This window comes from Pseudactinotalea suaedae (genome assembly GCF_009733815.1).
GTDB lineage: Bacteria > Actinomycetota > Actinomycetes > Actinomycetales > Beutenbergiaceae > Pseudactinotalea > Pseudactinotalea suaedae.
This window is the reverse complement of sequence record NZ_WNXY01000001.1, coordinates 351,499-374,388: the sequence shown is the minus strand read 5'-3', so window position 1 is coordinate 374,388 and position 22,890 is coordinate 351,499. Positions and strand designations below refer to the sequence as shown.

Sequence of the window (22,890 nt, the reverse complement as noted above, 5' to 3'; positions counted from 1 at the left end):
TCACATCGGTGGTTCGCAGCCGACGCCTCAGCGGATGGGTCCCCCGCCCACCGTGGCCGTGACCCCGGCGCGACTAGCCTTGGCCGTCATGCTGGTCACGGCCGTTCTCGTCGCCCTCGCCGGGGCCGTGGCGGCGCGGCGGGTGCCGTGGGTGCGGAGGCGGATGCCGCCACCGGCGTCGACGGCGCTCATGGCGCTGGCCGCCACCGCGGCCGTGGTGGCGCTCGCCGACACCACGCCGGGCGTGGCGCGGGCGGCGATCGCGGCTGGCGTCACGCTCGTGCTGGGAGCTGCGGCGATCCTGCTGACGGGCTGGATCCTGGGACGACTCGCCGCCAGGGTGGGTTCCAGCGAGGCCCTCAGCCGGCTGGCCTCGATGCGGGAGCGGGTGATCGCCGGGGCCGATGCGGTGCCGTGGCGGGTGGGTCGCTGGAACGTCGTCGCGGTCGTGGCGCGGTCGGTGGCGCGCGCCTCCGACGTGCGCGTCACCGGGCTGGCAGCCGAGATGAGCTACTACGCATTGATCTCGCTGGTCCCCATCTCGACGGCGCTCGGCTCGAGCCTGGGGTTCCTGCGCAGGTTGCTCGGGGACGAGCAGGTCGAGGAGATCCGCACCTCGATCGTCGACGGGCTGACGACGATCTTCGCCGAGCAGGTCGCCGGCGACATCCTCGCGCCGCTGGTCGACGGGCTGCTCGACGAGGGCCGGGCCTCGGTGGCGATCGGGGCGTTGCTGATCACGCTCTACCTCGCGAGCCGGGTGTTCCGCGCGGCCGTGCGCGCCCTCGACGACGCCTACCGGGTCACGGCCAGGCGCAACGTGGTGGCCCAGTTCCTGCTCGGCCTGGTGTTCACGGTCGCTGCCCTGGTCACGCTGCTCACGATCGCGCTTCTCGTGGTCGTCGGGCCGTTGCTCGGCGGTGGCGACGTGCTGGCCGAGGCGCTCGGGCTGGGTGAGGTGTTCCGGGTGTCCTGGGAGGTGCTGCGCTGGCCGGTCGCGCTGGGCCTGGGGATGCTGTTCCTGACGTTCCTGTACCGCTACGCGCCGAACGCGAACCACCACTGGCTCACCTGCCTGCCGGGCGCGGTGGTCGGGTCCGCCGGGCTGCTGGCGGTCTCCGCGGGCTTCGCGGTCTACGTGCGCGCGTTCGCCCCGAACCCCCTCTCGGCCGACGCCGCCAACGCCGTCGTGGTGCAGGCCGCCGCGCAGATGCTCAGCCTCGTCCTCGCCGGGGTGCTGTGGCTCTGGCTGGCCAGCATCGCGGTGCTGCTCGGCGGGATCGTCAACGCCGAGCTGGATGCGGAGCGTGAGGATTCGCCGGATGGCGCCGCCAAGCTGACAGCTGCTGGATGACTCTGGCGCAGGCGCTCGTTAACCTGCTGGAGACCGCCGTCCTCGGGGAGAGAGAACACGTGAGCGTCACGCGCCGAACCTTGCTCGCCACCATGCCCGCCGTCGGGCTGGCCACCGTCGTGGGAGGCGCGGTCACGCTGCCTGCTGCTGCCGCACCACCGGTGGGACCCGAGGACGCCGAGGCGTTGCTGGCCAACGCGACGACGTTGCTGGCCGGAACCCCGGACATCAACGGGACGCCCGCGGTGGCGGCGAAGGTCGAGGTGATCACCGCGAACGCGCGCAGCCGGCTCGACCTGCTCGACCGCGCGACCGGTGACGAGATCTTCGCGGGCCTGACCCTCGGCAGCGACGAGGCCGCCCTCGCGCGCGCGTTCACCTACGTCTCCGAGATCGCGCTCGCGACCGCCACCCCGACCTCGCCGCTCTTCGGCGACGCCGAGGTCACGAACCGTGCGATCGCCACGCTCGAGCGGCTGCAGTCGGAGCACTACGCCGACGTGGACGCCGGATACTACGGCAACTGGTTCCAGTGGGAGATCGGCATCCCCACCACGGTGACCCGCACGCTCGTGCTCACGCGCGACTCGGTCGACCCCGAGCTGGTGCAGCGGTGCGTGAGCGCGATGGACGCGTTCCTGCTCAACGGCGAGGACGGCGACGTCGACCTCGACTCGCGGTTCCACACCGGCGCCAACCTCGCCGACATCACCGGCAACCGTGTGCTCCAGGGCGCCCTGACGGGAGATGCCGAACGGATCTCCAAGGCGCTGACCGACCAGCGCACGGTGTTCGCGACCGTCGACCCGTACAACCTCCAGCACGGCGTCACCGACGGCTACTACGCCGACGGCTCCTTCATCCAGCACCACTCGGTCGCCTACACCGGCTCCTACGGGCGGGCGCTGCTGACGCGCGTCATGCAGACCCTGGGTGTGCTGCGCGGCACCGCCTGGGGTGACGACGGCGCGCTCGTCGACACGGTGCTGACCTGGGTCCAGCGCGGGTTCGCCCCGCTGGTCGCGCAGGGATGGATGATGGAGGCCGTCAAGGGTCGCGCCGTCTCGCGCACCGCGACCGGGTACACCGACGTGGCCACCGTCGCGGAGGCCGTGGTGGCCCTCACCCAGCACGCACCCGCTGTCGAGTGGCTCCGGCCCTACGCCAAGCACCTCCTGGAGACCTCGGCGACGGATCCGGCGCGGATGGTGTCGCCCCCCAGCATCGCGCTCGCGACGGCGATCCTGGCCGACGACGGCCTGGTGGGTGCCGACGCCGTCGCTGCCACGGCGCACCACCACTTCGCCGCGATGGAGCGCAGCGTGCACCGCCGGCCGGGGTGGACCTTCACGCTCTCGCGGTCCTCGGACCGGATCAGCAAGTACGAGTACATGAGCTCGGAGAACCTCCGGAGCTGGTTCCAGGGCGAGGGTGTCCACCAGCTGTACCTGACCGACCAGGACCACGCGAGCGTGCACGGCGTCGACGGCCTCGTGCTCCATCCGGCCCAGGGTCTCCCTGGACTCATCGCGCCGGACGAGGAGAGGCTGACGGTCCCGGAGCTGTACAACCGTGCCTGGTACGAGAACCCGGACCACCCGCTGGAGTTCACGTCGTCCTCGGAGTCGCAGAACACCTACGTGTACTTCCCGACCGGAACCCACCCCCACTCGGGCGGCGCGGTGCTGGGGGACGTCGGCAGCGCATCGATGGTGCTCTCCGACGACGTCGCGCACCGCGACTCCCAGCGTGGGCTGCTGCCCGAGGACCTGCGCACCTGGGCCAACGCCCGCGCGGTGCGCAGCTGGTTCTTCCTCGACGACGGCGTGGTGCTGCTCGCAGCCGGTGTCGGCGACGAGGAGGGACGCGACGTGCTTCTCACGCTCGACCGGCGCCGGACCGGCGCGGCCGTCGTCGTGGGCGAGCAGACCGACGGCCGGCCGTGGTCGGGCGCCGGGTCGGCGCGGCTGAGGTGGCTGCTGCAGCGCGACGGCGACCACAGCATCGGGTACCGGCTGCTGACGGCCCCGCAGGTGCAGGTGGGACTGGACCGCGTGAGCGCGAGCCGCCGCAGCGTCCGCACCAGCAACCCCGACACGCGCGTCGAGAGCGAGGTGTTCTCGCTGACGGCGCGGGTGCCCGCCGGTGACCGGCCCGGGACCTTCGCGTGGTCGATCCACCCCGGTGCCGACGAGGCCTCGCTCGCGGCACGACCCTCGGTGAGCGTGCGGGAGAACTCCACGACGATCCAGGCGGTGGCCGACCGCAGCTCCGGGCTCGTCGGGATCAACACGTTCACCTCAGGCTGGCACCGGTCGCGGGAGGTCGCGGTCGAGGGCCCGGCCAGCGTGCTGCTCCGCCCGACACGGGAAGGCCTGAGCGTCGCGGTCGCGGACCCGACGACGCAGCGTTCCCAGGTGAGGCTGCGGTTGCCGCGCCGGTACCGGGTCGCGAGCGACCGCCGCTGCCGCGAGGCCCGGCACGAGCGCGGCTCCGAGCTCACGGTCGACGTGCGTGGCCTCTACGGCCGGTCGGTCGAGATCAGCCTGCGCCGCCGCTGAGTGCGCTGCGCAGCCTGGGCCGCCACGCGCCTGGGTTGGCCGGCCCCCTGGGCTGTCTGTGTCCCCCAGTAGGTTGACCACCGTGCTCACCACGCTCGCGATCTCCGGCTACCGGTCGCTCCGTGACGTCGTCGTGGAGCTGGGCCGGGTCACGGTGGTCACCGGCGCGAACGGCACCGGCAAGTCGAGCCTGTACCGGGCGCTGCGGCTGCTCGCGGACGCCTCGCGTGGTGAGGCGGTCGCGGCGCTCGCACGCGAGGGCGGCCTTCCCTCGACGCTGTGGGCCGGACCCGAGACGATCTCCGGCTCGATGCGCCGCGGTGAGGTCCCGGTGCAGGGCACCCGACGGACCGGTCCGGTGCGCCTGCAGATCGGGTTCGCATCCGACTCCCTCGGCTACGCGATGGATCTCGGACTGCCCCAGCGTGACGTGCCCACCCGCTTCGAGCTCGACCCCGAGATCAAGGCCGAGCACGTCTGGAGCGGTCCTGCTCCTCGGCCCGCCTCGATGCTGGCCCAGCGGCACGGGCCGGTCGTCACCACGCGCACCGACGCCGGGTGGGAAGGCCTGACCCACGGGTTGCCCAGCTACTCCTCGATGCTGTCCGAGCTCGCCGACCCCGCCCGAGCGCCCGAGCTGCTGACACTGCGCGAGCAGATGCGTGGATGGCGCTTCTACGACCACCTCCGCACCGACTCCCACGCCCCCGCGCGTGCCACCGCCGTGGGCACCCGGACCCCGGTGCTGGCCGGTGACGGCTCCGACCTGGCTGCTGCGATCGCGACGATCAGCGAGATCGGGCGCGGCGACACGCTCGCCGAGGCCGTCGACGCGGCTTTCGACGGCTCGAGCCTGCAGGTCGAGGCGGAGAACGGCCGGTTCACGCTGCTGCTGCGCCAGCCTGGGATGCTGCGGCCGCTGCGCGCCGACGAGCTCTCCGACGGCACGCTGCGCTTCCTGCTGCTGGCCGCGGCGCTGCTCAGCCCCCGCCCGCCGCAGCTGTTCGTGCTCAACGAGCCCGAGACCTCGCTGCACCCCGACCTGCTCGGACCGCTCGCCGCCATGGTGCGCGCGGCCTCCGAGCACACCCAGATCGTGCTGGTCACGCACTCCGCACCGCTCGCGAGCGCCCTGGGCGACGACGTCACGCGGATCGAGCTGGTCAAGGAGCTCGGCGAGACCCGGGTCGCCGGCCAGGGCATGCTGTCCCGCCCCTCCTGGTCCTGGCCGAAGCGGTAACGAGAGCGGAGCGCGCCCCCATGTTCCACGTCGTCTTCTACGAGCCGAGGATCCCGCCGAACACCGGCAACGCGATCCGGATGGTCGCCGCGACCGGCTGCACGCTGCACCTGGTCGAGCCCCTGGGTTTCGACCTCACCGACGCCAAGCTCCGCCGAGCCGGCCTGGACTACCACGACCTGGCGAACGTCGTCGTGCACCCTGACTGGGAGGACACGCTGACGCACCTGGCCGAGCACGGCACCGGCCGGGTCTACGCGTTCACGGGCCGAGCCACCACGAACTTCCACGAGATCGCCTACCAGCCCGGTGACGCACTGCTGCTCGGCCCGGAGCCGGACGGGCTGCCGGATGACGTGCTCGACGACACGCGGGTGACCGAGAGGGTCAAGATTCCGATGCTTCCCGGTATCCGCTCGCTCAACCTGTCGAACTCGGCGGCCCTCGCGGTCTACGAGGCCTGGCGACAGCACGGCTACGCCGCGCCCGGATAACGTGGTGATCGTGCAGGTGAACATCCCCGCTGTCCTGACCCAACCCGGTGGTGCCGCCTCGACCGCGGCGGGCGCCGCGTGGCTGAGCACCGTGCCCACGCTGGTGCAGCGGGCCGCGCACCGGTGGCAGCTGCAGGTCGGTGAGCCGTTCGGCGTGGGCACCGCCTCCTGGACCGCGCCCGCCACCATGGCCGACGGCACGCCCGTGGTGCTCAAGATCAGCTTTCCGCACGAGGAGGCCCGCTACGAGGCGGTCGCGCTCGGGATGTGGCGCGGCTCGGCCGCCGTCGAGCTGCTCGCTCACGACGCCGAGGACTGGGCGCTGCTGCTGCGTCGCGCGCATCCCGGCACGACCCTGCTCGCCACCCCGGGTAGCCCGGAGCAGCAGATCGACGCCTGCGTCGGCGTCCTCGCGAACCTGCATCGGGCTCCGATCGCCGACCTGGGCGTGCCGATCCTGCGGGAGGTCGCTCACTACTGGGTCACGCTCGCCTCCGAGCGCGCCAGCCGCTGGATGTCGCTGCTGGGAGACCGGGTGGCGATCGTCTCCCGCGGGATCGAGCAGCTCCGGGCGTTCGCGGGCGACGACGCCCCCACCGTGCTGCTGCACGGCGACCTCAACCCCGGGAACATCCTCCTCGACGACCCCGGAACGCCGCACTGGCTGGCGATCGACCCCAAGCCGATGCTCGGTGACCCGGCCTACGAGCTGTGGCCCGTGCTGAACCAGATCGACGACCCGTTCGGCCACCCGGACCCGCAGGCCGTGCTGCTCCCGCGGCTGCTCCGGTCGAGCCAGGCCCTGGGGCTGCCGCCGCAGCGCGTCGCCCTGTGGGGTCTGGCCCGCACCGTCGAGTCGGTGCTGTGGCAGCTGGAGACGTGGCCGACACCCGAGCGACAGGCGGCTGCTCTCGTGCAGCTCGCGGAGGCGCAGACCTGGGCCGACATCGCCGACACGCTCGGACCTGCCTGACCCAGATCGTTACCGGGACGAGACCGCTGAGGCACACTGACGAGATGAAGATGCCGGCGATCCTGCGTCGCGCGTCTCGTGCCGCCCCCAGCACGACCGCTGTCCCGCAGCCCGACGAGCGGCGCCTCCCGCGCCCGGTCACCACGCGTCCGCCCTCGCGCGGTGGTGCGCCGCGGGTGCGGCGGCTCCCCGAGGGCCACATGCGCCTGGAGGAGAACGGCGACGGCGCTCCGCGTTGGATGCGCAGGGCCGCCGGGGTCTCGTGGCGGCTGCTGGTGATCCTCGCGGTCGTGGTGGTCCTGGTGTATGCCACGGCCCGCATCCAGCTCGTGTTCGTGGCGGTGTTCCTGGCGCTGGTGTTCGCCTCGGTGCTGCGTCCGCTGGTCAACCTGCTCGACCGCTGGATACCCCGCCCGCTCGCCGTGGTGGCCTCGATGCTCGCCTCGATCCTTGTCATGGGCGGCATCGTCACGTTCGTGGTGCAGTCGGTGCGCGGGCAGTGGCAGAACCTGTCGGTCGAGTTCAGCGCCGGGATCCAGGACCTGCTGAGCCAGCTCGAGCACCTCCCCTTCGGCCTGACGGTCACGAGCGACCAGATCCAGGAGTGGATCGCCCAGGGCGAGCAGTGGATCGAGGAGAATCAGCAGGACCTCATCAACCGGGCCGCGACCGGAGCGGCCGAGGGGGCAGGTTCGCTGTTCGAGGTGTTCGCGATCCTGGCGATCGCGACGTTCTGCACGGTGTTCTTCCTCGCGCGCGGCTCACAGATGTGGGAGTGGTTCATCAACCAGCTCCCGGCGCGCGTGCGTGAGTCGTGGGTCATCGGCGGTGAGGTCGCCTGGTACACGTTCTCCGGGTTCGCCCGTGGCACGGTCCTGGTCGCGCTCGCCGACGGCATCCTCGCCGCGATCATCCTGACCGCCCTCCAGGTGCCGCTGGCGGCACCGCTGGCGGTGCTGGTGTTCATCGGTGCGTTCATCCCGCTGGTCGGCGCCCCGGCCGCGATGGTCGTCGCGATGATTGTGGCCCTGGCCACGCAGGGGCCGTTGATCGCGGTCGTCGTGGGTATCGGCATCGCGCTGATCGGGCAGTTCGAGGGCCACGTGCTGACGCCCTTGATCATGGGCAAGCAGGTCTCGCTGCACCCGGTGGCGGTGGCGCTCTCGGTGACGTCGGGAACCCTGGTGGCGGGCATCCTGGGCGCCGTCATCATCATCCCGATCGTCGCCGTGATCTGGGCCGTGTACGCCAAGCTGCGCCATCTCGACCCTCCGATGAACACCGACGAGATGTCCGCGATCAAGATGAAGGTCATCGCTGCCCGCGACCAGATGTCCAGCAAGGACTGACGGCATGAGCACCGTGGCACGGGCGGTCTCTGCCCGCGGTGAGCTCGTCCTGTCCACCCGCGCGGACGGCGTGCTCGAGCTGCGTGTCAACGGCGTCTTCGTCATGGACACCGAGCAGACGACGAGCGAACGAGCGCTCGCACGCGTGGCCCTGGAGCGCTCAGCCAGGCCGTTCCGTGTCCTCGTCGGTGGTCTGGGGCTGGGGTACACCACCGCCGAGCTGCTGGCGGACCCGCGCGTCGAGCACGTCGACGTGGTCGAGATCGAGCAGGCCGTCGTCGACTGGTTGGCGGACGGCACGGTCCCGCACGGACCGGACCTGCTCGCGGACGCACGCCTGAGCGTTCACGTGACCGACGTCCTCGCCCATCTGGGCGCGGCCGCACGGGCGAGCTACGACGTCGTGCTTCTCGACGTCGACAACGGACCCGACCAGCTCGTGCACCTGTCCAACCGCGCGCTGTACGACCGTGGTGGGCTCGCACTCGCCCGCCGTGCGCTCGCGCCGGGAGGGATGCTGGTGGTGTGGAGCGCCCATCCGGCGCACACCCTCGAGCGGGAGCTGCGCACCACGATCGGGCAGGTCCGGATTGTCCGGGTACCGGTACAGCTCTCACATCGTGACGAGGAGTACTGGGTGTACGCCGCCACGCGGTAGCCTCACAGCGTGACCGATCGTCGTTGGCGCTATTTCGTGGTGGCTCTGGAGGGGCCGACCGCGCACTGACGCCACGACACCCCCAGAGCCACCGGGCAGAGACGTCCTCTTCTGCCCGCCGCCGCCACAGGCGGGCTCTGCTGGGTCCGCCGGGAAGGACCCCATGTCCCTGTCTGCGCTGACCCGAGCCGCCGCCCGCACCTCGGACCTGCACGTCGCCGAGATCGAGCCGCTGCCCAGCCCGGCCGAGCTGCTGGACCAGCTGCCCGCCGACGACACCGCGCTCCGCCGCGTCGCTCGCTCTCGCGAGGCTGTGCGCGCCGCCCTGCTCGGGACCGACGACCGGTTGCTGGTGATCGTCGGTCCGTGCTCGATCCACGACACCGAGGCGGGTCTGGAGTACGCGCGCCGGCTGGCCACCGTGGCGCAGCGGCTCGACGACCGCCTGCTCGTGGTGATGCGGACCTACTTCGAGAAGCCACGGACCACCATCGGCTGGAAGGGGCTGGTCAACGACCCGCACCTGGACGGCAGCCACGACATCGCCACCGGCCTGCACCGGGCACGTGAGTTCCTGCGTGACGTGGTCGACCTCGGGCTGCCCACCGCGACCGAGTTCCTGGAGCCGATCAGCCCGCAGTACCTCGCGGACCTGATCAGCTGGGGCGCGATCGGGGCCCGGACGGCGGAGAGCCAGATCCATCGACAGCTCGCCTCGGGGCTGTCGATGCCGATCGGGTTCAAGAACGGCACCGACGGCAGCCTCGACGTAGCTCTCGACGGGTGCACCGCGGCCGGGTCCGCGCAGTCGTTCCTCGGGATCGACCCGCAGGGGCGGGCGGCGCTCGTGCGCACGTCCGGCAACCCGGACACGCACGTCATCCTGCGCGGCTCGAGCAGCGGACCGAACTACTCGGCCGCTCACGTGCAGGCCGCTGCGGAGCGGCTGCGCGCCGCCGGTATGCCCGCGCGTGTGATGGTCGACGCCAGCCACGGCAACAGCGGCAAGGACCACCGGCGACAGGCGGTGGTGGCGCACGAGATCGCCGAGCAGGTGGCGGCCGAGCGCGCCGCCGGTGCGCCCGTGCTCGCGGGTGTGATGCTCGAGAGCTTCCTCGTGGGCGGTGCCCAGCGCCTCGACCCGCGGCCCGGGCACCCGGCGCTCACCTACGGGCAGAGCGTCACCGACGCGTGCCTGGGGTGGGACACCACGGTCGAGGTGCTCGAGCACCTCGCCGCCGCTGTGACACGCTGAGACGCATGACCGCGTCGAACGACCCGCAGCCCGGCCAGCCGATCTCGAGCATCGATCCCGCGCCGGAGGTGGTGGCCGAGATCGACCGCCGCGCCGCGGCCTTGCGCGCGGCCCCGCAGGATGCCGGTGCCATGGATGCGGTGTGGCGCGCCGTCTACGGGCTGAAGCACTGGCTGTTCATCGCGCGCGGCGAGCCGCAGAGCCCGCGCCCGTATGCGATCGCGCACCAGCAGGGCCCGCTCGTGCTGGCGTTCACCACCGCGGCTCGCGCACGCACCGCCGGGATGGCGAACGGTCTCAGCGGGGACGAGGCAGGACTCGTGCTCACGGTGCCGCTGCCCGCTGCCGCCGACTGGGCGGCGTCGATGGCCGGCAGCGGCGTGACCGGGTTCGTCGTGGACTACGGCACGCTCGACCTGTTCGCCCCGATCACGAACCTGGTCCCGATGCGGGACTGGTTCGCCACCGGCCCGGTCACTGGAAGTCCCGGGACCGGCTCGGCACCCGGAGGCTGAGCGGCTCGATCCGTTCGGCCATGAGGTTCGTGACGCCGTCCGCGTGCTCGACGGTGCCCCGGATCACGAGCGCGGCGCTGCCGCGCGCGGCCTTGCGGTGGCGGCCCCACACCCCGGCCGAGCAGATGACGTTGAGCAGACCGGTCTCGTCCTCCAGCGACAGGAACGTGACACCGCGGGCGGTCGCCGGTCGCTGTCGATGGGTGACCACACCCGCGACGCGTACCCGGGCGCCTGGTCCTGCTCCCGGTACCTGCGCGATCGTCAGCACCCCGGCAGCGTCGAGATCGGCGCGCCGGAACTGGGTGGGGAAGGAGTCGGTGGACAGCCCGGTGGCCCACACATCGGCGACAGCCTGGGTGAGCGGGTCCATCACCGGGAGCTCCGGGACCTCCAGCCCCACCGCGGTGAACGGCAGCGGCTCCTGCACGAAGGCTCCATGACGCCGTCCACTCTCCCCCGCCAGGGCGCCCGCGAGCCACAGCGCCTCGCGGCGGGTGTGGTCGAAGCTGGCCAGCGCACCCGCGGTGGCCAGCGACTCCAGCTGCGCGGCCGAGAGACCCACCCGACGCGAGAGGTCGGCGACATCCGCGAACGGTGCCCGCTCCCGAGCAGCGACCAGCCGCTCGGCGCTCTTCTCACCGATGCCCCGCACCGGTGCGAGCCCGAGCCGGACCACGAGGGAGCCGCCGCCTGTGCCTTCATCAACTCGCTGGACGCAGGCCTGGACCTGCGAGAGGGCGACGTCCGCCCGCTCGACCCGGACCCCTCGACGGGTGGCGTCCGCGACGAGCGAGGCCGGTGAGTAGAACCCCATCGGCTGGGCGGCGAGCAGACCGGCGTAGAAGGCCTCGGGGTGATGGACCTTCAACCATGAGCTGGCGTAGACGAGGTAGGCGAACGAGAAGGCGTGCGACTCCGGGAAGCCGAAGTCGGCGAACGCCTTCAGCTTGTCGAAGATCTGCTCGCCGATGTCGGGCCCGATGCCGCGCTCGGCCATGCCGTCGAGCAGGCGCTGGTGCAGCGCCTCCATGCGCTCCATCGAACGCTTGGAGCCCATCGCCCGGCGCAGCTGGTCGGCCTCACCGGGTGAGAAGCCGGCGACGTCGATCGCGATCTGCATCAGCTGCTCCTGGAACAGCGGCACCCCGAGCGTCTTCTCCAGCGCCGGCTCCAGCAGCGGGTGCAGGTAGGTGATGGGCTCACGCCCGTTCTTGCGGTTGATGAAGGGGTGCACGCTCTGCCCCTGGATCGGGCCGGGGCGGATGAGCGCGACCTCGACGACGATGTCGTAGAACCGGCGTGGCCGCAGCCGCGGCAGCGTGGCCATCTGGGCGCGGGACTCCACCTGGAACACGCCCACCGTGTCGGCGGCGCACAGCAGGTCGTAGACCGCCGGGTCCTCCTGCGGGATCGAGTGGAGGTCCACCTCGATCCCCTCGATCTCCTTCACCCAGGTGAAGGCCAGCCGCAGCGCGGTCAGCATGCCGAGGCCGAGGAGGTCGAACTTGACGAGTCCGGCGTCGGCGCAGTCGTCCTTGTCCCACTGCAGCACGGTGCGGCCCGGCATGGTGGCCCACTCGACGGGGCAGACGTCGATCACCGGGCCCTTGCACAGCACCATGCCGCCCGAGTGGATGCCGAGGTGGCGTGGCAGCCGCAGCATCTGCTCGGCCATGTCGACGACATGGACCGGGATGTCGTCGGTGTCGCCGGTCGCGGCGGCATCGACCTCCGCGCTGGGGGTCCAGGGCCCGTCACGGCGCAGCCGCTCCTGCTCGCTGAGGCGTTCGGGCGAGGGCGGCTGCTCGCCGTCGGGGCGGGGCTCGTGTGGGCGCAGCGAGCCCCAGCGTTCGATGCCCTTCGACCAGGCGTCCTGCTGGCCGATGTCGTAGCCGAACGCCTTGGCGGCATCGCGGACGGCGGAGCGGGGCCGGTAGGAGATGACGTTCGCCACCTGGGCGGCGTGCCGGCGTCCGTAACGTTCGTAGACGAACTGGATGACCTCCTCACGGCGCCGGGACTCGATGTCGACGTCGATGTCGGGGTAGCCCCGGCGGCCCTCGGAGAGGAAGCGTTCGAAGAGGAGCTTGTGCTGCACGGCGTCGACGGCGGTGATGCCGAGCGCGTAGCAGACGGCCGAGTTGGCCGCGCTGCCCCGGCCCTGGCAGAGGATGCCGTTGCGGCGGCAGAAGTCGACGATCTCACCGACGATGAGGAAGTAGCCGGGGAAGCCGAGCCGTTCGATGATGCCGAGCTCGTGCTCGATCATCGCGTAGGCGCCGGGCTGGCGCTCGGCGTGGCGAGGGCCGTAGCGCTCGGCCGCGCCGACCTCGGTGAGGTGCCGCAGCCAGGTGGCCTCGGTGTGGCCGGCGGGCACCGGGTGCGGCGGCAGCTCGGGGGCGACGAGCTCGAGGTCGAAGGCGCACTGCTCGGCGATCTCGAGGCTGGCGGTGAGCAGCCGCGGGTGGCGGCGGTGCACGTGCGCCATCTCCTGCGGCGAGCGGATGTGCTTCGCGGTGGGCGGCAGCCACCCGTCGAGCTGGTCGAGGCTGCTGCGGGCGTGCACGGCGGCCAGGGTGTCGGCGAGCGGCTGGTCCCGGGGCGCGGCGCAGTGGACGTTCCCGGTGGCGACCGCCGTGACCCCGGCCGCGTGCGCGAGATCGACCAGCACCTGGCTGCGGGCGGCATCGAGCGGCAACCCCCGGTCGGTGACCTCGACGACCACGTTCTGCCTGCCGAACGCCTCGATCAGCAGCTCCAGCTCGGCGCGCGCTGCGGGGACGTCCCAGGCGCCCGGAGTCGGCTCCAGCGCGCGGCGCACGGCACCCTGCCGGCAGCCGGTGAGCACGGTCCAGTGACCTTCGGCGTGCTCGGCCAGCTCATCGAGGCGATAGTCCGCCTCGCCCTTGCGACCGGTGGCGAGGTGCGCGGTCGCGATGGCGCGCGAGAGCCGCCGGTAGCCCTCCGGACCCCGGGCGAGCACGAGCAGGTGCTCCTGGCCCATGGTGAGCTCGGACCCGAAGATGCTGGGCAGCCCGAGGCCGCGCGCAGCCTCCGCGAAGCGCACGACGCCGTAGAACCCGTCGTGGTCCGTCAGCGCCAGCCCGGACAGCCCGCGCCCCACGGCCTCCACCACCAGCTCCTCGGGCTGGCTCGCTCCGTCGAGGAAGCTGAACGCCGAGTGGGCGTGCAGCTCGGCGTACCCCGGGTGCGTCGCACCCCTCGACTCGTCGAACATGCGTTCGAGTATGACGGATGTCCGCGGCGATCATCAACCGGTTCAGGATGCGGTCAGACCCCCGTCGACGAACAGGTAGGAGCCGGTGATGTAGGACGCCGCCGGGCTGCACAGGAAGGCCACGGCGTCCGCAACCTCGTCCGGCCGGCCCGGGCGACCGAGCGGGATCTGCGCCGACGCCGCCGCCGTGGCCGCGCCGTCGTTGAGCACCGAGGCGTTCATCGGCGTGTCGATGAACCCGGGCACGACGACGTTGACCCGGACGCCGTCCTTGGCGTGCTCAACCGCCATCGCGCGCGCCAGCCCGTGGGTGCCGGCCTTGCTGGCGCTGTAGGCCGTGCACCACGGCTCGTAGCCGAAGAGGCCGTTCGGGGACCCCACGACGACGACCGAGCCACCTCCGGCCGCCACGATCGCCGGCAGCGCGTGACGCATGGTGAGGAAGATCCCGGAGAGGTTCGTCCGGATCGTGGCGTCCCAGACCTCGAGCGGCAGCTCGCCGACCGGCGCGTCGCGATCCATGAGCTGCACGCCGGCACAGGCGACCGCGCACCGCAAGGGACGCGGGTCGGTCAGCAGCTCGGCGAAAGCGGCGGTCATCGCCGCGGCGTCACCGACGTCGACCTGCACGGCATCGGCGGCGCCACCTCGCGAGCGGACCAGCTCGGCGGCCTCGGCCACCTCGGGGCTGCGATCGAGAAGCACGACGTCGTAGCGATCGGCGAGCGCGAGCGCGACAGCTCGCCCGATCCCCGACCCGGCGCCGGTGACGAGGGCACGCGCGGGCGCCGTCATCAGTCCGAGCCCGCGAAGGCGGCCGTCTCGCCCAGCCCTTCGGGACCCAGCGCGAGGTAGCCACCGTCGACGGGGATCTCGGCACCGGTGATGAAGGAGGCGCCCTCACCGAGGAGGAAGGCGGTCGGTCGGGCGATCTCCCAGGGGTCGGCCAGTCGTCGCAGCATGGCGTAGCGGCCCCACACCGGCTCCCAGCGCTCCCGGTCACCACCGGCGGCACGCTCCACCTCCCGGGTCCAGACCCATCCGGGCTGCACGACGTTGACCCGGATGCCGTCGGCAGCGAGATCGAGCGCCTGGCACTTCGTGAGGGTGGTGATAGCACCCTTGGTCGCGTTGTAGGTCCAGCGGCCCGCCTGCGCGACCTTGGCGGACACGCTTCCGATGTTGACGATCGCGCCACCGCCGCCGGCAGCCATGAGGGGGGCGACGGCGGCGACCATGGTGGCGCAGCCGCGCACGTTGACCGCCAGGATCCGATCCCAGTCCGCGTCGGTGGCGTGCTGGCCGGCGGCGATGAAGCTGCCGGCCGAGTTCACGAGGTGGTCGATGCGGCCGAAGCGCCGGTGGACCTCGGCGACCGTGGACCGGCACGCCTCGCTGTCGGAGACGTCGAGCGGCAGCGCGATGCTGCGGCCGCCGATCTCGGCGGCGACCGCGGCAGCGGCCTCGGCCTCGCGGTCCAGCACGGCGACGACACCACCCGCGGCCGCCAGCTCGAGGGCGATCGCGCGGCCGATCCCGTTCGCGCCTCCCGTCACGATCGCGATGCGCTCGCTCATGCCACCCCTCCACCCGGGAAGCGTTCGAAGTTCGCGGGGTCGTAGAGCGGCAGCACCACGTCGGCGGTCCGGCGCACCCGCTCGTAGGTGCTGAAGGCCTCCCAGATGCTCTCGCTGATCCCGATCGGGTGGTTCTCGACGACGTTCTGGAGCCAGAAATAGCTGTCCGACAGCGCGACCACCCCGGCCTCGGTGTCGACGTCGAGGTTGAGCGAGGCGCGGTGATGGGTCAGGGACCACCAGCTCCGCACGCCGGGGACGATCTCGTCCTCGCGCCCCAGCAGCCGCACCCGGTGCCGTTCCGTCGTCACCAGCGGCACCAGGATCTCGTCGGGTATCGAGGTGCGACGGGCGTCGTGCAGCAGCGCCGGACCGTTGTGGAAGTGCTCCCAGCCCAAGCGGCTCAGGCAGATCTCGGCCCGCGGGAACGCCAGCACGTTGGAGATCGTGTACAGCTGCAGCGGCGTCAGGACCACGTGCGTGACGTCGTCCGGCGCGATGCCGAGACCCGCCAGCTGGTCGAGCAGGAACATCCCGGGGCGGCTGCGCATCGCGGCCCGCTCACCGAGGAACGACGTCCAGCCCGCGTTCATCGGGCCCAGGTCCTGCGCCGGCCCGGTGTTGACCAGCACGAGGCTCTGCGGACCCTCGACGACGGCGACCTGGAAGCACAGCTCGTACCAGCGGTCGAAGTCCTTCATCCAGAACAGCTCGGGGCCGGGCACCTCCGCCCGTCCGACGTCGAGCAGACGCACCGTGTGGACGGCACTCATGGGGACTCCTCTCCTTCCGACCAGTCTGGCCGATGCGGGTGCGCGGTGGTCGGTCTCAGCGGGCCGCGAGCAGGTCGGCCATGATCTGCGCGGCCCGCCGCTGCAGGTTGATCTTCGACGCCGCCGAGTAGTACGCGGCGTGCGGCGTCATCTGCACGCGCGGGTGACTGCGCAGCCGTCCGAGCACGTCGCCCGTGGGCGGCTCGACGGTCAGCACGTCGAGCGAGGCGGACCCGAGCGCCCCGGACTCCAGCGACGCGAGCAGCTCGCTCTCGTTCACGAGCCCGCCGCGCGAGGTGTTGACGAGATGGCCCGCAGGTCCGAGCGCGGTCAGAACGCGCGCATCGATCATGGCCGCCGACTCCGGCGTCAGCGGGGCGTGCAGGGTCAGGTGGTGCACCCGGCCGGCCAGCTCGACGACGTCGCTCACCTGCTCCACCCCGTCCGGCCATGAGCTGAGGTAGGGGTCCCACGCGAGCACCGGGTGCCCGAGCGCGGCGAGCTGGTGCGCGACCATGAGCCCGATCCGACCGAGCCCCACGACGCCGACGGGGTCGTCGGCAGGGGCGAACGGCGCGTCGATCTCGGCAACGGTCCAGGAGCCCGCTCGCACCGAGTCGGTCAGCGGGCGGAGCCGGCGGGCGTGCGCCAGCACGAGCGCGACCGTGTGCGCGGTGACCTCGCGCAGGCAGTAGTCGGGGACGTTGGCGACCGTGATCGAGCGCGCAGCGGCGGCGTCCAGGTCGAGGTTGTCCATGCCGATGCCGTAGCGGACGATGGCGCGCAGCCGCGGCAGCGCATCCATGGTGGCGGCGTCGACCGGCAACCACTGGACGAGCAGGGCGTCGGCGTCCTGAGCCTGCTCCCGGATGTCGTCGGCGTGCTGGGCGTGCAGCAACCGGAGGGTGTGGTCCCCGAGGATCTCTCGCTCGATCGACCCGTCTCCCAGATCGGTGTCGGTGATCGCTACGACCGCCATGTCACTCCCGTCGCACTACGGTATATTCGTAGTATCACCATACAGGTTGGAGACGGCGTGCGATCCCTGGTTCTCGAAGACTTCGGCCGCCTCACCCTCCATCACGAGGAGGAGCCGCACCCGCCCGCCGGCTGCGTCGCCGTCGCGGTCGCCTACAGCGGCATCTGCGGCACAGACATCCACGGCTACACCGGGTCCAACGGACGACGGCGATCGGGACAGGTCATGGGCCACGAGGCGTCCGGGGTCGTGCTCTCCACCGCGGCGGACGTGGTCGGGGTGAGCATCGGCGACCGCGTCGTGATCAATCCCCTCGTCGGATGCGGTGCGTGCGGTGCGTGCCTGCGCGGCCAGGCCCAGCAGTGCCCCGACCAGTCCGTCATCGGGGTGACCCCGTCCTCCCCCGGTGCCTACGCCGACGTCGTGATCGTCCCGGCCGGGAACCTGGTCGCCCTCCCGGCGGCGCTGTCGCTGCGCCTGGCCGCGCTCGTCGAGCCGCTCGCGGTCGCCGTGCACGCCATCGAGCTCGGACGCCCGCAGCGCGGCGAGGTCGTCGCCGTGCTGGGTGGCGGACCGATCGGGCAGTCTGTCGTGCTCGCGCTGTCGGTGCTCGAGCCGCAGGCTCGGGTCCTCATCAGCGAGCCCAACGCAGACCGGAGACGGCTGTGCACCGACCTCGGCGCCCTTCCGTTCGACCCCGGTTCGACCGGAGCGGGCGCCCCGACAGATCTGGTGATCGACGCGGTCGGCCACCCCGCCACCTACGCCGCCGCGCTGAGCACGACGCGCCGGGGCTCGCGCACCGTGGTCATCGGGCTGCACAGCCAGCAGGTGACGATCGACGCCTTCGCGCTCACCACCGGGGAACGGAGCCTTCACGGCAGCTACTGCTACACGCCCACCGACCTGCGGCGGGCGGTCGACGTGCTGACGACGCGACCCCAGCAGGCGGCCACGCTCGTCTCGACCGTCGTCAGCCCCGAGGAGAGCGCGGCGACCTTCGACTGGCTCGCCTCCCCCGCGCCGCCCGCGGGCAAGGTGCTCATCTGTTTCACGGACACGAACGAGCCCGTGGCCGCGCACCGATGAGCAGCGACCCGGGTCGCGCGAGCTGGCACGGCGAGCAGGTCCAGGCGGTCACCGGCGGCGCGCTGACGGTCCTGATCTCGCCGGAGCGCGGCGGCAAGATCGTCTCGCTGCGCGACCGGGAGGGAGGCGAGTGGCTGTGCCAGCCGGCAGGTGCGTTGTCACCGCCGGCGGCACCCGGCGCCGTCTTCGTCGACGCGGAGATGTGCGGCTGGGACGAGTGCGCGCCGTCGACCCATCCCTGCACCGTGGGCGGCCGGCCGATACCGGACCACGGCGACCTGTGGACCGCACGGTTCCGCGCGGGTGGCGACGGGCTCGAGGCCGACGGGACGTCCCTCGGCTACCGGTTCCGACGACGCGTGCTGCCGACCGACGCCGGCGCGCGGATCGAGTACGAGGCGCAGGCGCTCACCGATGTGGTCCCGTTCCTCTGGGCCGCCCACCCGCAGCTGGTCGCTCCACCCGGGGCGAGGGTGGAGCTCGGAGAACCGGTCGAGGAGGTCGTCGAGGTCCTCGAGCCCGGGTTGCCGCGGGTGCCGTTCACGCCTGACCTGGCGGAGATCGACACCGTGGTCCGAGGCGGCTACCGGAAGTGGAACGTGCCACCGGAGCGGGCCGCCACGAGCGTGAGCCTGATCCGTGGCCCGCGGCGTCTCACCGTGCGGATGGGGCCTGAGACGCCCTATCTCGGGATCTGGTTCGACGCGGCCGCGTTCAGCAACGAGCCGACCATCGCGATCGAGCCGTCGACGGGGTACGTCGACGCGCTCGACGTCGCCATCGAGCAGCATCGCGCCACCGAGCTCGTCCCCGGGCGGCCGCTGAGCTGGACGATCGAGCTCGAGGTGGCGCCCGCCTGAGTGAGGCGGCACCGGGGGGCTCAGCGCTGCGGGTAGCCGGGGACGTCGAGGATGTGCGAGCGCACGAGGCTCTCGAGCTCCTCCGGCGGTGCGTCCCGCAGCGCGTCGAGCAACCGCTGGTGGTCGACGACGCTGTCGTTGAGGTACTGCGCCGAGTGCTGTGTCGTCGTGTAAAAGAAGCGGCGGATCGAGCCGGACAGCGACTCCCACAGGCGCGACGCCTCGGCCATCCCGGACAGCTGCATGACGGCACGGTGGAAGTCGACGTCGAGCTCGACCACGGCCTGCGTGTCGCCCCGGCGCGCAGCCTCGGCCATCCGCGCCAGGTGCGCTCCCAGGTCGGCGGCGGCCGCCTCGTCGAGGTGCGCGCGCGCGTGCCGGAACCCGCAGATCTCGAGCACCACCCGGACCGGCATCAGGACCTCGTGCACGGTCAAGGTGTCGATCTGGGTCACCACCGAGCCCCGGTAGGGCTCGGAGCGGACAAGACCCTCGACCTCGAGCTGCCGGAGCGCCTCGCGGAGCGGCCCGCGGCTGACCTGGTGCCGGTCGCTCAGCTCCTGCTCGCGCAGCCGCACGCCGGGTGGCAGCTCACCGCTGATGATCTGCTCCCGCACCACCGCGGCCACCTGGTCGCGCAGTGCTCGGACACCGACGGGGCCACCCTGACCCAGGCGTGGCAGGGCGCCGTCACCCGAGTCGCGCAGCATGCCGGTGAGTCTAGGCACAGGCGGTCGGCGGACCTCGGAACCGGGCATCTCAGAGCACCCCGTAGCGTCGGTAGGCCTCGGTGCTCGTCATCCCCGCCTCGATCTCTCGCCGCACCTCACGCTCGGCACGGACCTTCTCGAGCGCAGCCTCGACGACCTCGGGGACCACCTCGGCAGGCACGACGACGACGCCGTCGGCATCGCCGACCAGCAGGTCGCCGGGAGTCACCGCCACGCCCTCGATCTCGATCGGCACGCGGAAGTCCAGCACCGCGGCGCGCGCCCCGGCGTCCTGGGCGTAGGCGCCGCGCGAGAACACCGGCCACGACTGGGCGAGGACGCCGCGGGTGTCGCGGTGGTAGCCGTCGATGACGGCCCCGGCGGCGCCGCGCACGCGTGCCGTCGCGGTGAGCAGCTCCCCCCACGCCGCGCAGGCGAGCCGACCGCTCCGGGCCAGGTAGATGTCGTCCTGGTGCAGGTCGTCGAGCGCCTCGGTCAGTCGTCCGAAGGGCTCGGCAGGCTCGCCGAAGACATCGCCGATGAGCACCGGCATCGCCCAGCCGGCGACCGTCATGGAGCGGTCCAGCGGTTGCACCTCGGGCGGCAGGAACCGGTGCCGGTGCCCGAGCCGGTCGAGCACGTCACCGACGACCGCCGACCCCAGCTCGGTGCGGATGATCTCCAGGTCCACGGCAACCTCCGTCATCGGGTCACCAGCCCCGGGTAGGGCGATGCGGCCGCGTAGAACGCGAGCGCCTCCGGATCGAGCTCCACACCGAGACCGGGGCCGTCGGGCACCGCGAGCATGCCGTCGTGATCGAGGGCGGGAGGCGAGGCGAGCAGGCCGTCGATGTACGCCGACGGCGTCACGTACTCCACGAGCGTCCCGAGCGGGCGGGCGCTCGCCAGGTGCAGGTCGGCGGTCAGCCCGACGGCGTTGTTCCAGCCGTGCGAGACCATCTGCACCCCCGCGTCCTCCGCCATCCACCCGATCTTGCGGGCCTCGGACAGCCCACCGCACTTGGTGGTGTCGGGCTGGATGATGTCGACGGCGCTCCGGTCGAGCAGGGCCGCGAACGCGCGCCTGCCGACGAGGACCTCCCCGGTGGCGATCGGCACGGGCGAGGCCTCACGCAGCAACCGATACCCCTCGACGTCGTCGGGAGGGAGCGCCTCCTCGAACCACGCGATGTCGTGATCGGCGAGCATCCGGGCGGTCCGGATGGCCCAGGCCCGGCCGTGGGGCCACGCCTGCTCGCTGGCGCCGGCGTCGATCATGAGCTCGATGTCGGGCCCGACGACCCGTCGGGCCGTCCGCACCAGCTCCTCGTCGGTCGCGTGGTCGAGGCGGCCGAAGGGCTTCCAGCCGATCTTCATCGCGCGGTAGCCGAGCGCCAGCACGGCCTCGAGCCGCTGCTCGAGCTGCTCGGGCGGGTCGAACAGCAGGGAGGCGTAGGGCCGCACCCGCTCGCGGTAGCGGCCACCCAGCAGGGTCGAGACCGAGACGCCCTGGATCTTGCCCCAGAGGTCCCAGAGCGCGATGTCCAGCCCGGAGAGCGCGTGGCCGACCGCGCCTCCGCGACCCTGCCAGAACAGCATGGTGTCCAGGTGATCGGTGGTGTGCTCGGGCGAGTCGACGTCCCGCCCGAGCAACCACGGCCTGACCAGGTCCAGCGCCGCCTCGACCAGCGCCTGGCTGGTGTAGACCCCGCCGTAGCCCAGCCGACCCTCGTCGTCGGTCACGACGACGATCGTCTGGATGTTGGTGTCGAGGTCGGTCTCGTGCACCCACCCGGAGGCGGGTGTGTGCCCCACGAGGGGGATGGTGACGACGCCGGTGATGCGCATGCTGCTCCGTTCTGCGACCTGTCGAGGAAGTTGCCTAGGACCCGCCGCCACTGTTGGCGACGACCCGGTCGAACGGTTCCTGCATGGCTGCCACCGCCTCGGCCGCGGTCGCGCGACCCAGGGTGACCGACTCGATCTGGGGCTGGTAGACCGTGTCCCAGAGCTGCTGCCACTCGACGGCGTACGCGCCGAAGGCCGGCTTGCTGACGGCCTGCGACTCCTGGAACACGGCGAGCTCCTCGGCCGGCACACCGGTCGCGGCGCTGACCGTGCTCGTCCAGTCCCCGGCCAGCGACAGCTTGGACGACATCCAGTTCTGGGCCGCGATCGGGAATCTCGCCTGGGACTCGGCGGACGCCAGGAACTCGAGAAGCCGGAAGGCGGCCTGCTCATCGGGCTGGTTGAGCGGGATCGCCAGGTTGCCGAGGTACTGGTAGCCACGCCGCGGCAGGCTGACCGGAGCCGGGATCGCGGCGATGCCCCACTCGAAGTCCTCGATCGTCGCGTACGTGGCGATCGCGCCCATGAACGTGACCTTCATGCCGAACGTGCCGGAGACGAAGAGGTCGGGAAGCCCTTGGCTGGCGAGCGCCTCCGTCTGGGAGGCGTCCGGCTGCACCTTGTGGCGGTTGATGAGATCGCCCATGAACTGGATGGCCTCGATGAGCTCGGGGCTGGTGTTGAGCTCGGTCGGGTAGCCCGTGACATCACCCTCGTCGTCCCAGAGGTTGACGCCGAAGTTCGCGAGCTCGTATCGCGGGTCCTGCCAGCCCTGGAACCCGAACTGGTCAGTGCCCTGGGTGAGCGCCTGCGCGGCCTCCAGGAACGCGTCCCAGGTCCAGGACCTGTCGCCCCAGTCCTTCGGCGGCAGCGGGACACCCGCCTCCTCGAACATCGTCTTGTTGTAGACGAGCGCGACCGTGAGCGCCTCGTTCGGCACGCTCAGCAGCTGGCCGTCCCAGGTGCTGAGCTCGATCGCGGCCTCGGTGTAGTCGCCGAGGTCGATCGAGCTGTCGGCCACGTAGTCGTCCAGCGGAGTCATCTGGTCACGGGAGGCGTAGTAGCGCAACCCGCGGTTGTAGAGCGATCCCCAGACGGCGGGTGGCGTGCCGCCGGCGATCAGCAGGTCGACCCGCTGGTCGTAGCCGTCGATCGGCACGTAGGTCTCGTTGACCGTGATGCCCTCGTTCTCGGACATGAACTGGGCGATGAGCTCCTTGAGCACGGGCTCCTCGGGCTCGAGGTTGCGCCACAGGAACTCCAGCTCCCCCGAGCCCGACGAGGCGCCGCCAGCGGGCGGGTCGGCGTTGGGGCCGCATGCAGCCAAGGTCAGGGATCCGGCGAGCGCGCCGGACCCGAGCAGGAAGCCGCGCCGGGACAGGGCGTGCCGTGTGTTCTTCGCCATCGGAGGACC

Annotated in this window: 20 protein-coding genes; 11 read left to right on the top strand and 9 right to left on the bottom strand. The window is 71.9% G+C overall.

Going from position 1 to position 22,890, the window contains the following annotated elements; all coding sequences use genetic code 11:
- Positions 1-88 precede the first annotated feature (88 nt).
- From GPA04_RS01760 to GPA04_RS01720, 9 genes are all read left to right on the top strand, one after another.
- Positions 89-1,354, top strand: coding sequence for a YihY/virulence factor BrkB family protein (locus GPA04_RS01760; protein ID WP_162458496.1), 1,266 nt, complete (start codon positions 89-91; stop codon positions 1,352-1,354).
- Entirely contained in the window at positions 1,351-3,915 is a 2,565-nt protein-coding gene (locus GPA04_RS01755) for a polysaccharide lyase family 8 super-sandwich domain-containing protein (RefSeq protein ID WP_241680528.1), read from the top strand. Before GPA04_RS01760 ends, GPA04_RS01755 begins: the two co-directional genes overlap by 4 nt.
- Before the next feature lie 82 nt (positions 3,916-3,997).
- On the top strand, positions 3,998-5,155 hold the full coding sequence (locus GPA04_RS01750; protein WP_156221704.1) for an AAA family ATPase: 1,158 nt from the start codon (positions 3,998-4,000) through the stop codon (positions 5,153-5,155).
- A 20-nt stretch (positions 5,156-5,175) separates the two neighbouring features.
- A complete protein-coding gene (locus GPA04_RS01745; RefSeq protein WP_156221702.1) occupies positions 5,176-5,649 on the top strand; it encodes a tRNA (cytidine(34)-2'-O)-methyltransferase in 474 nt (157 codons plus the stop codon).
- 10 nt (positions 5,650-5,659) lie between these two features.
- Positions 5,660-6,622, top strand: coding sequence for an aminoglycoside phosphotransferase family protein (locus GPA04_RS01740; protein ID WP_162458495.1), 963 nt, complete (start codon positions 5,660-5,662; stop codon positions 6,620-6,622).
- 44 nt (positions 6,623-6,666) lie between these two features.
- Positions 6,667-7,971 (top strand): AI-2E family transporter, encoded by a 1,305-nt coding sequence (locus tag GPA04_RS01735; protein ID WP_241680527.1) that lies wholly within the window; start codon positions 6,667-6,669, stop codon positions 7,969-7,971.
- Between the two features lie 4 nt (positions 7,972-7,975).
- The gene (locus tag GPA04_RS01730) at positions 7,976-8,629 is read left to right on the top strand and encodes a spermidine synthase (RefSeq protein ID WP_156221698.1); all 654 of its coding nucleotides are present in this window, start codon (positions 7,976-7,978) and stop codon (positions 8,627-8,629) included.
- A 163-nt stretch (positions 8,630-8,792) separates the two neighbouring features.
- On the top strand, positions 8,793-9,884 hold the full coding sequence (locus GPA04_RS01725; protein WP_156221696.1) for a 3-deoxy-7-phosphoheptulonate synthase: 1,092 nt from the start codon (positions 8,793-8,795) through the stop codon (positions 9,882-9,884).
- Between the two features lie 5 nt (positions 9,885-9,889).
- Positions 9,890-10,399, top strand: a complete 510-nt coding sequence (locus tag GPA04_RS01720) for a hypothetical protein (RefSeq protein ID WP_156221694.1) — start codon at positions 9,890-9,892, stop codon at positions 10,397-10,399.
- On the opposite strand, the gene GPA04_RS01715 is transcribed toward GPA04_RS01720, so the two are convergent.
- The 5 genes from GPA04_RS01715 to GPA04_RS01695 are packed head-to-tail and all read right to left on the bottom strand — an operon-like array spanning position 10,359 to position 16,969.
- Entirely contained in the window at positions 10,359-13,640 is a 3,282-nt protein-coding gene (locus tag GPA04_RS01715) for an error-prone DNA polymerase (RefSeq protein ID WP_156221692.1), read from the bottom strand. The genes GPA04_RS01720 and GPA04_RS01715 overlap by 41 nt on opposite strands.
- A gap of 42 nt (positions 13,641-13,682) precedes the next feature.
- Positions 13,683-14,435 carry an SDR family NAD(P)-dependent oxidoreductase gene (locus tag GPA04_RS01710; RefSeq protein ID WP_156221690.1) on the bottom strand — a complete coding sequence of 251 codons (753 nt, stop codon included), beginning with the start codon at positions 14,433-14,435 and terminating at the stop codon, positions 13,683-13,685.
- Positions 14,435-15,217 (bottom strand): SDR family oxidoreductase, encoded by a 783-nt coding sequence (locus tag GPA04_RS01705; protein WP_156221688.1) that lies wholly within the window; start codon positions 15,215-15,217, stop codon positions 14,435-14,437. Before GPA04_RS01705 ends, GPA04_RS01710 begins: the two co-directional genes overlap by 1 nt.
- Positions 15,214-15,990, bottom strand: coding sequence for an MBL fold metallo-hydrolase (locus GPA04_RS01700; RefSeq protein WP_156221686.1), 777 nt, complete (start codon positions 15,988-15,990; stop codon positions 15,214-15,216). The genes GPA04_RS01705 and GPA04_RS01700 overlap by 4 nt, the downstream gene beginning before the upstream one ends.
- Before the next feature lie 55 nt (positions 15,991-16,045).
- Positions 16,046-16,969 (bottom strand): C-terminal binding protein, encoded by a 924-nt coding sequence (locus tag GPA04_RS01695; protein ID WP_156221684.1) that lies wholly within the window; start codon positions 16,967-16,969, stop codon positions 16,046-16,048.
- A 57-nt stretch (positions 16,970-17,026) separates the two neighbouring features.
- On the opposite strand from GPA04_RS01695, the gene GPA04_RS01690 reads away from it, so the two are divergent.
- Complete coding sequence (locus GPA04_RS01690; RefSeq protein WP_162458494.1) at positions 17,027-18,058, top strand: zinc-dependent alcohol dehydrogenase; 1,032 nt, start codon at positions 17,027-17,029, stop codon at positions 18,056-18,058.
- Positions 18,055-18,918: an aldose epimerase family protein gene (locus GPA04_RS01685; RefSeq protein WP_156221680.1), complete on the top strand. Its 864-nt coding sequence runs from the start codon at positions 18,055-18,057 to the stop codon at positions 18,916-18,918. Before GPA04_RS01690 ends, GPA04_RS01685 begins: the two co-directional genes overlap by 4 nt.
- Before the next feature lie 20 nt (positions 18,919-18,938).
- Here GPA04_RS01685 and GPA04_RS01680 read toward each other — a convergent pair whose 3' ends face one another.
- Genes GPA04_RS01680 through GPA04_RS01665 form a run of 4 tightly spaced genes read right to left on the bottom strand, consistent with a single transcriptional unit; the run spans position 18,939 to position 22,881 of the window.
- Positions 18,939-19,628: a GntR family transcriptional regulator gene (locus GPA04_RS01680; protein ID WP_162458493.1), complete on the bottom strand. Its 690-nt coding sequence runs from the start codon at positions 19,626-19,628 to the stop codon at positions 18,939-18,941.
- Positions 19,629-19,677: 49 nt separating this feature from the next.
- On the bottom strand, positions 19,678-20,334 hold the full coding sequence (locus GPA04_RS01675; protein WP_156221676.1) for an RraA family protein: 657 nt from the start codon (positions 20,332-20,334) through the stop codon (positions 19,678-19,680).
- Positions 20,331-21,476: a mandelate racemase/muconate lactonizing enzyme family protein gene (locus GPA04_RS01670; protein WP_156221674.1), complete on the bottom strand. Its 1,146-nt coding sequence runs from the start codon at positions 21,474-21,476 to the stop codon at positions 20,331-20,333. The genes GPA04_RS01675 and GPA04_RS01670 overlap by 4 nt, the downstream gene beginning before the upstream one ends.
- 34 nt (positions 21,477-21,510) lie before the next feature.
- Positions 21,511-22,881 carry an ABC transporter substrate-binding protein gene (locus GPA04_RS01665; protein WP_156221672.1) on the bottom strand — a complete coding sequence of 457 codons (1,371 nt, stop codon included), beginning with the start codon at positions 22,879-22,881 and terminating at the stop codon, positions 21,511-21,513.
- Positions 22,882-22,890 lie beyond the last annotated feature (9 nt).

Bases quoted from the DNA above. Each gene is read 5' to 3' on its own strand.
- GPA04_RS01760 (WP_162458496.1), top strand. From the start codon at position 89: ATGCTGGTCACGGCCGTTCTCGTCGCCCTCGCCGGGGCCGTGGCGGCG.
- GPA04_RS01755 (WP_241680528.1), top strand. From the start codon at position 1,351: ATGACTCTGGCGCAGGCGCTCGTTAACCTGCTGGAGACCGCCGTCCTC.
- GPA04_RS01745 (WP_156221702.1), top strand. From the start codon at position 5,176: ATGTTCCACGTCGTCTTCTACGAGCCGAGGATCCCGCCGAACACCGGC.
- GPA04_RS01735 (WP_241680527.1), top strand. From the start codon at position 6,667: ATGAAGATGCCGGCGATCCTGCGTCGCGCGTCTCGTGCCGCCCCCAGC.
- GPA04_RS01730 (WP_156221698.1), top strand. From the start codon at position 7,976: ATGAGCACCGTGGCACGGGCGGTCTCTGCCCGCGGTGAGCTCGTCCTG.
- GPA04_RS01725 (WP_156221696.1), top strand. From the start codon at position 8,793: ATGTCCCTGTCTGCGCTGACCCGAGCCGCCGCCCGCACCTCGGACCTG.
- GPA04_RS01720 (WP_156221694.1), top strand. From the start codon at position 9,890: ATGACCGCGTCGAACGACCCGCAGCCCGGCCAGCCGATCTCGAGCATC.
- GPA04_RS01715 (WP_156221692.1), bottom strand. From the start codon at position 13,640: ATGTTCGACGAGTCGAGGGGTGCGACGCACCCGGGGTACGCCGAGCTG.
- GPA04_RS01710 (WP_156221690.1), bottom strand. From the start codon at position 14,435: ATGACGGCGCCCGCGCGTGCCCTCGTCACCGGCGCCGGGTCGGGGATC.
- GPA04_RS01705 (WP_156221688.1), bottom strand. From the start codon at position 15,217: ATGAGCGAGCGCATCGCGATCGTGACGGGAGGCGCGAACGGGATCGGC.
- GPA04_RS01700 (WP_156221686.1), bottom strand. From the start codon at position 15,990: ATGAGTGCCGTCCACACGGTGCGTCTGCTCGACGTCGGACGGGCGGAG.
- GPA04_RS01695 (WP_156221684.1), bottom strand. From the start codon at position 16,969: ATGGCGGTCGTAGCGATCACCGACACCGATCTGGGAGACGGGTCGATC.
- GPA04_RS01685 (WP_156221680.1), top strand. From the start codon at position 18,055: ATGAGCAGCGACCCGGGTCGCGCGAGCTGGCACGGCGAGCAGGTCCAG.
- GPA04_RS01680 (WP_162458493.1), bottom strand. From the start codon at position 19,628: ATGCTGCGCGACTCGGGTGACGGCGCCCTGCCACGCCTGGGTCAGGGT.
- GPA04_RS01675 (WP_156221676.1), bottom strand. From the start codon at position 20,334: ATGACGGAGGTTGCCGTGGACCTGGAGATCATCCGCACCGAGCTGGGG.
- GPA04_RS01670 (WP_156221674.1), bottom strand. From the start codon at position 21,476: ATGCGCATCACCGGCGTCGTCACCATCCCCCTCGTGGGGCACACACCC.
- GPA04_RS01665 (WP_156221672.1), bottom strand. From the start codon at position 22,881: ATGGCGAAGAACACACGGCACGCCCTGTCCCGGCGCGGCTTCCTGCTC.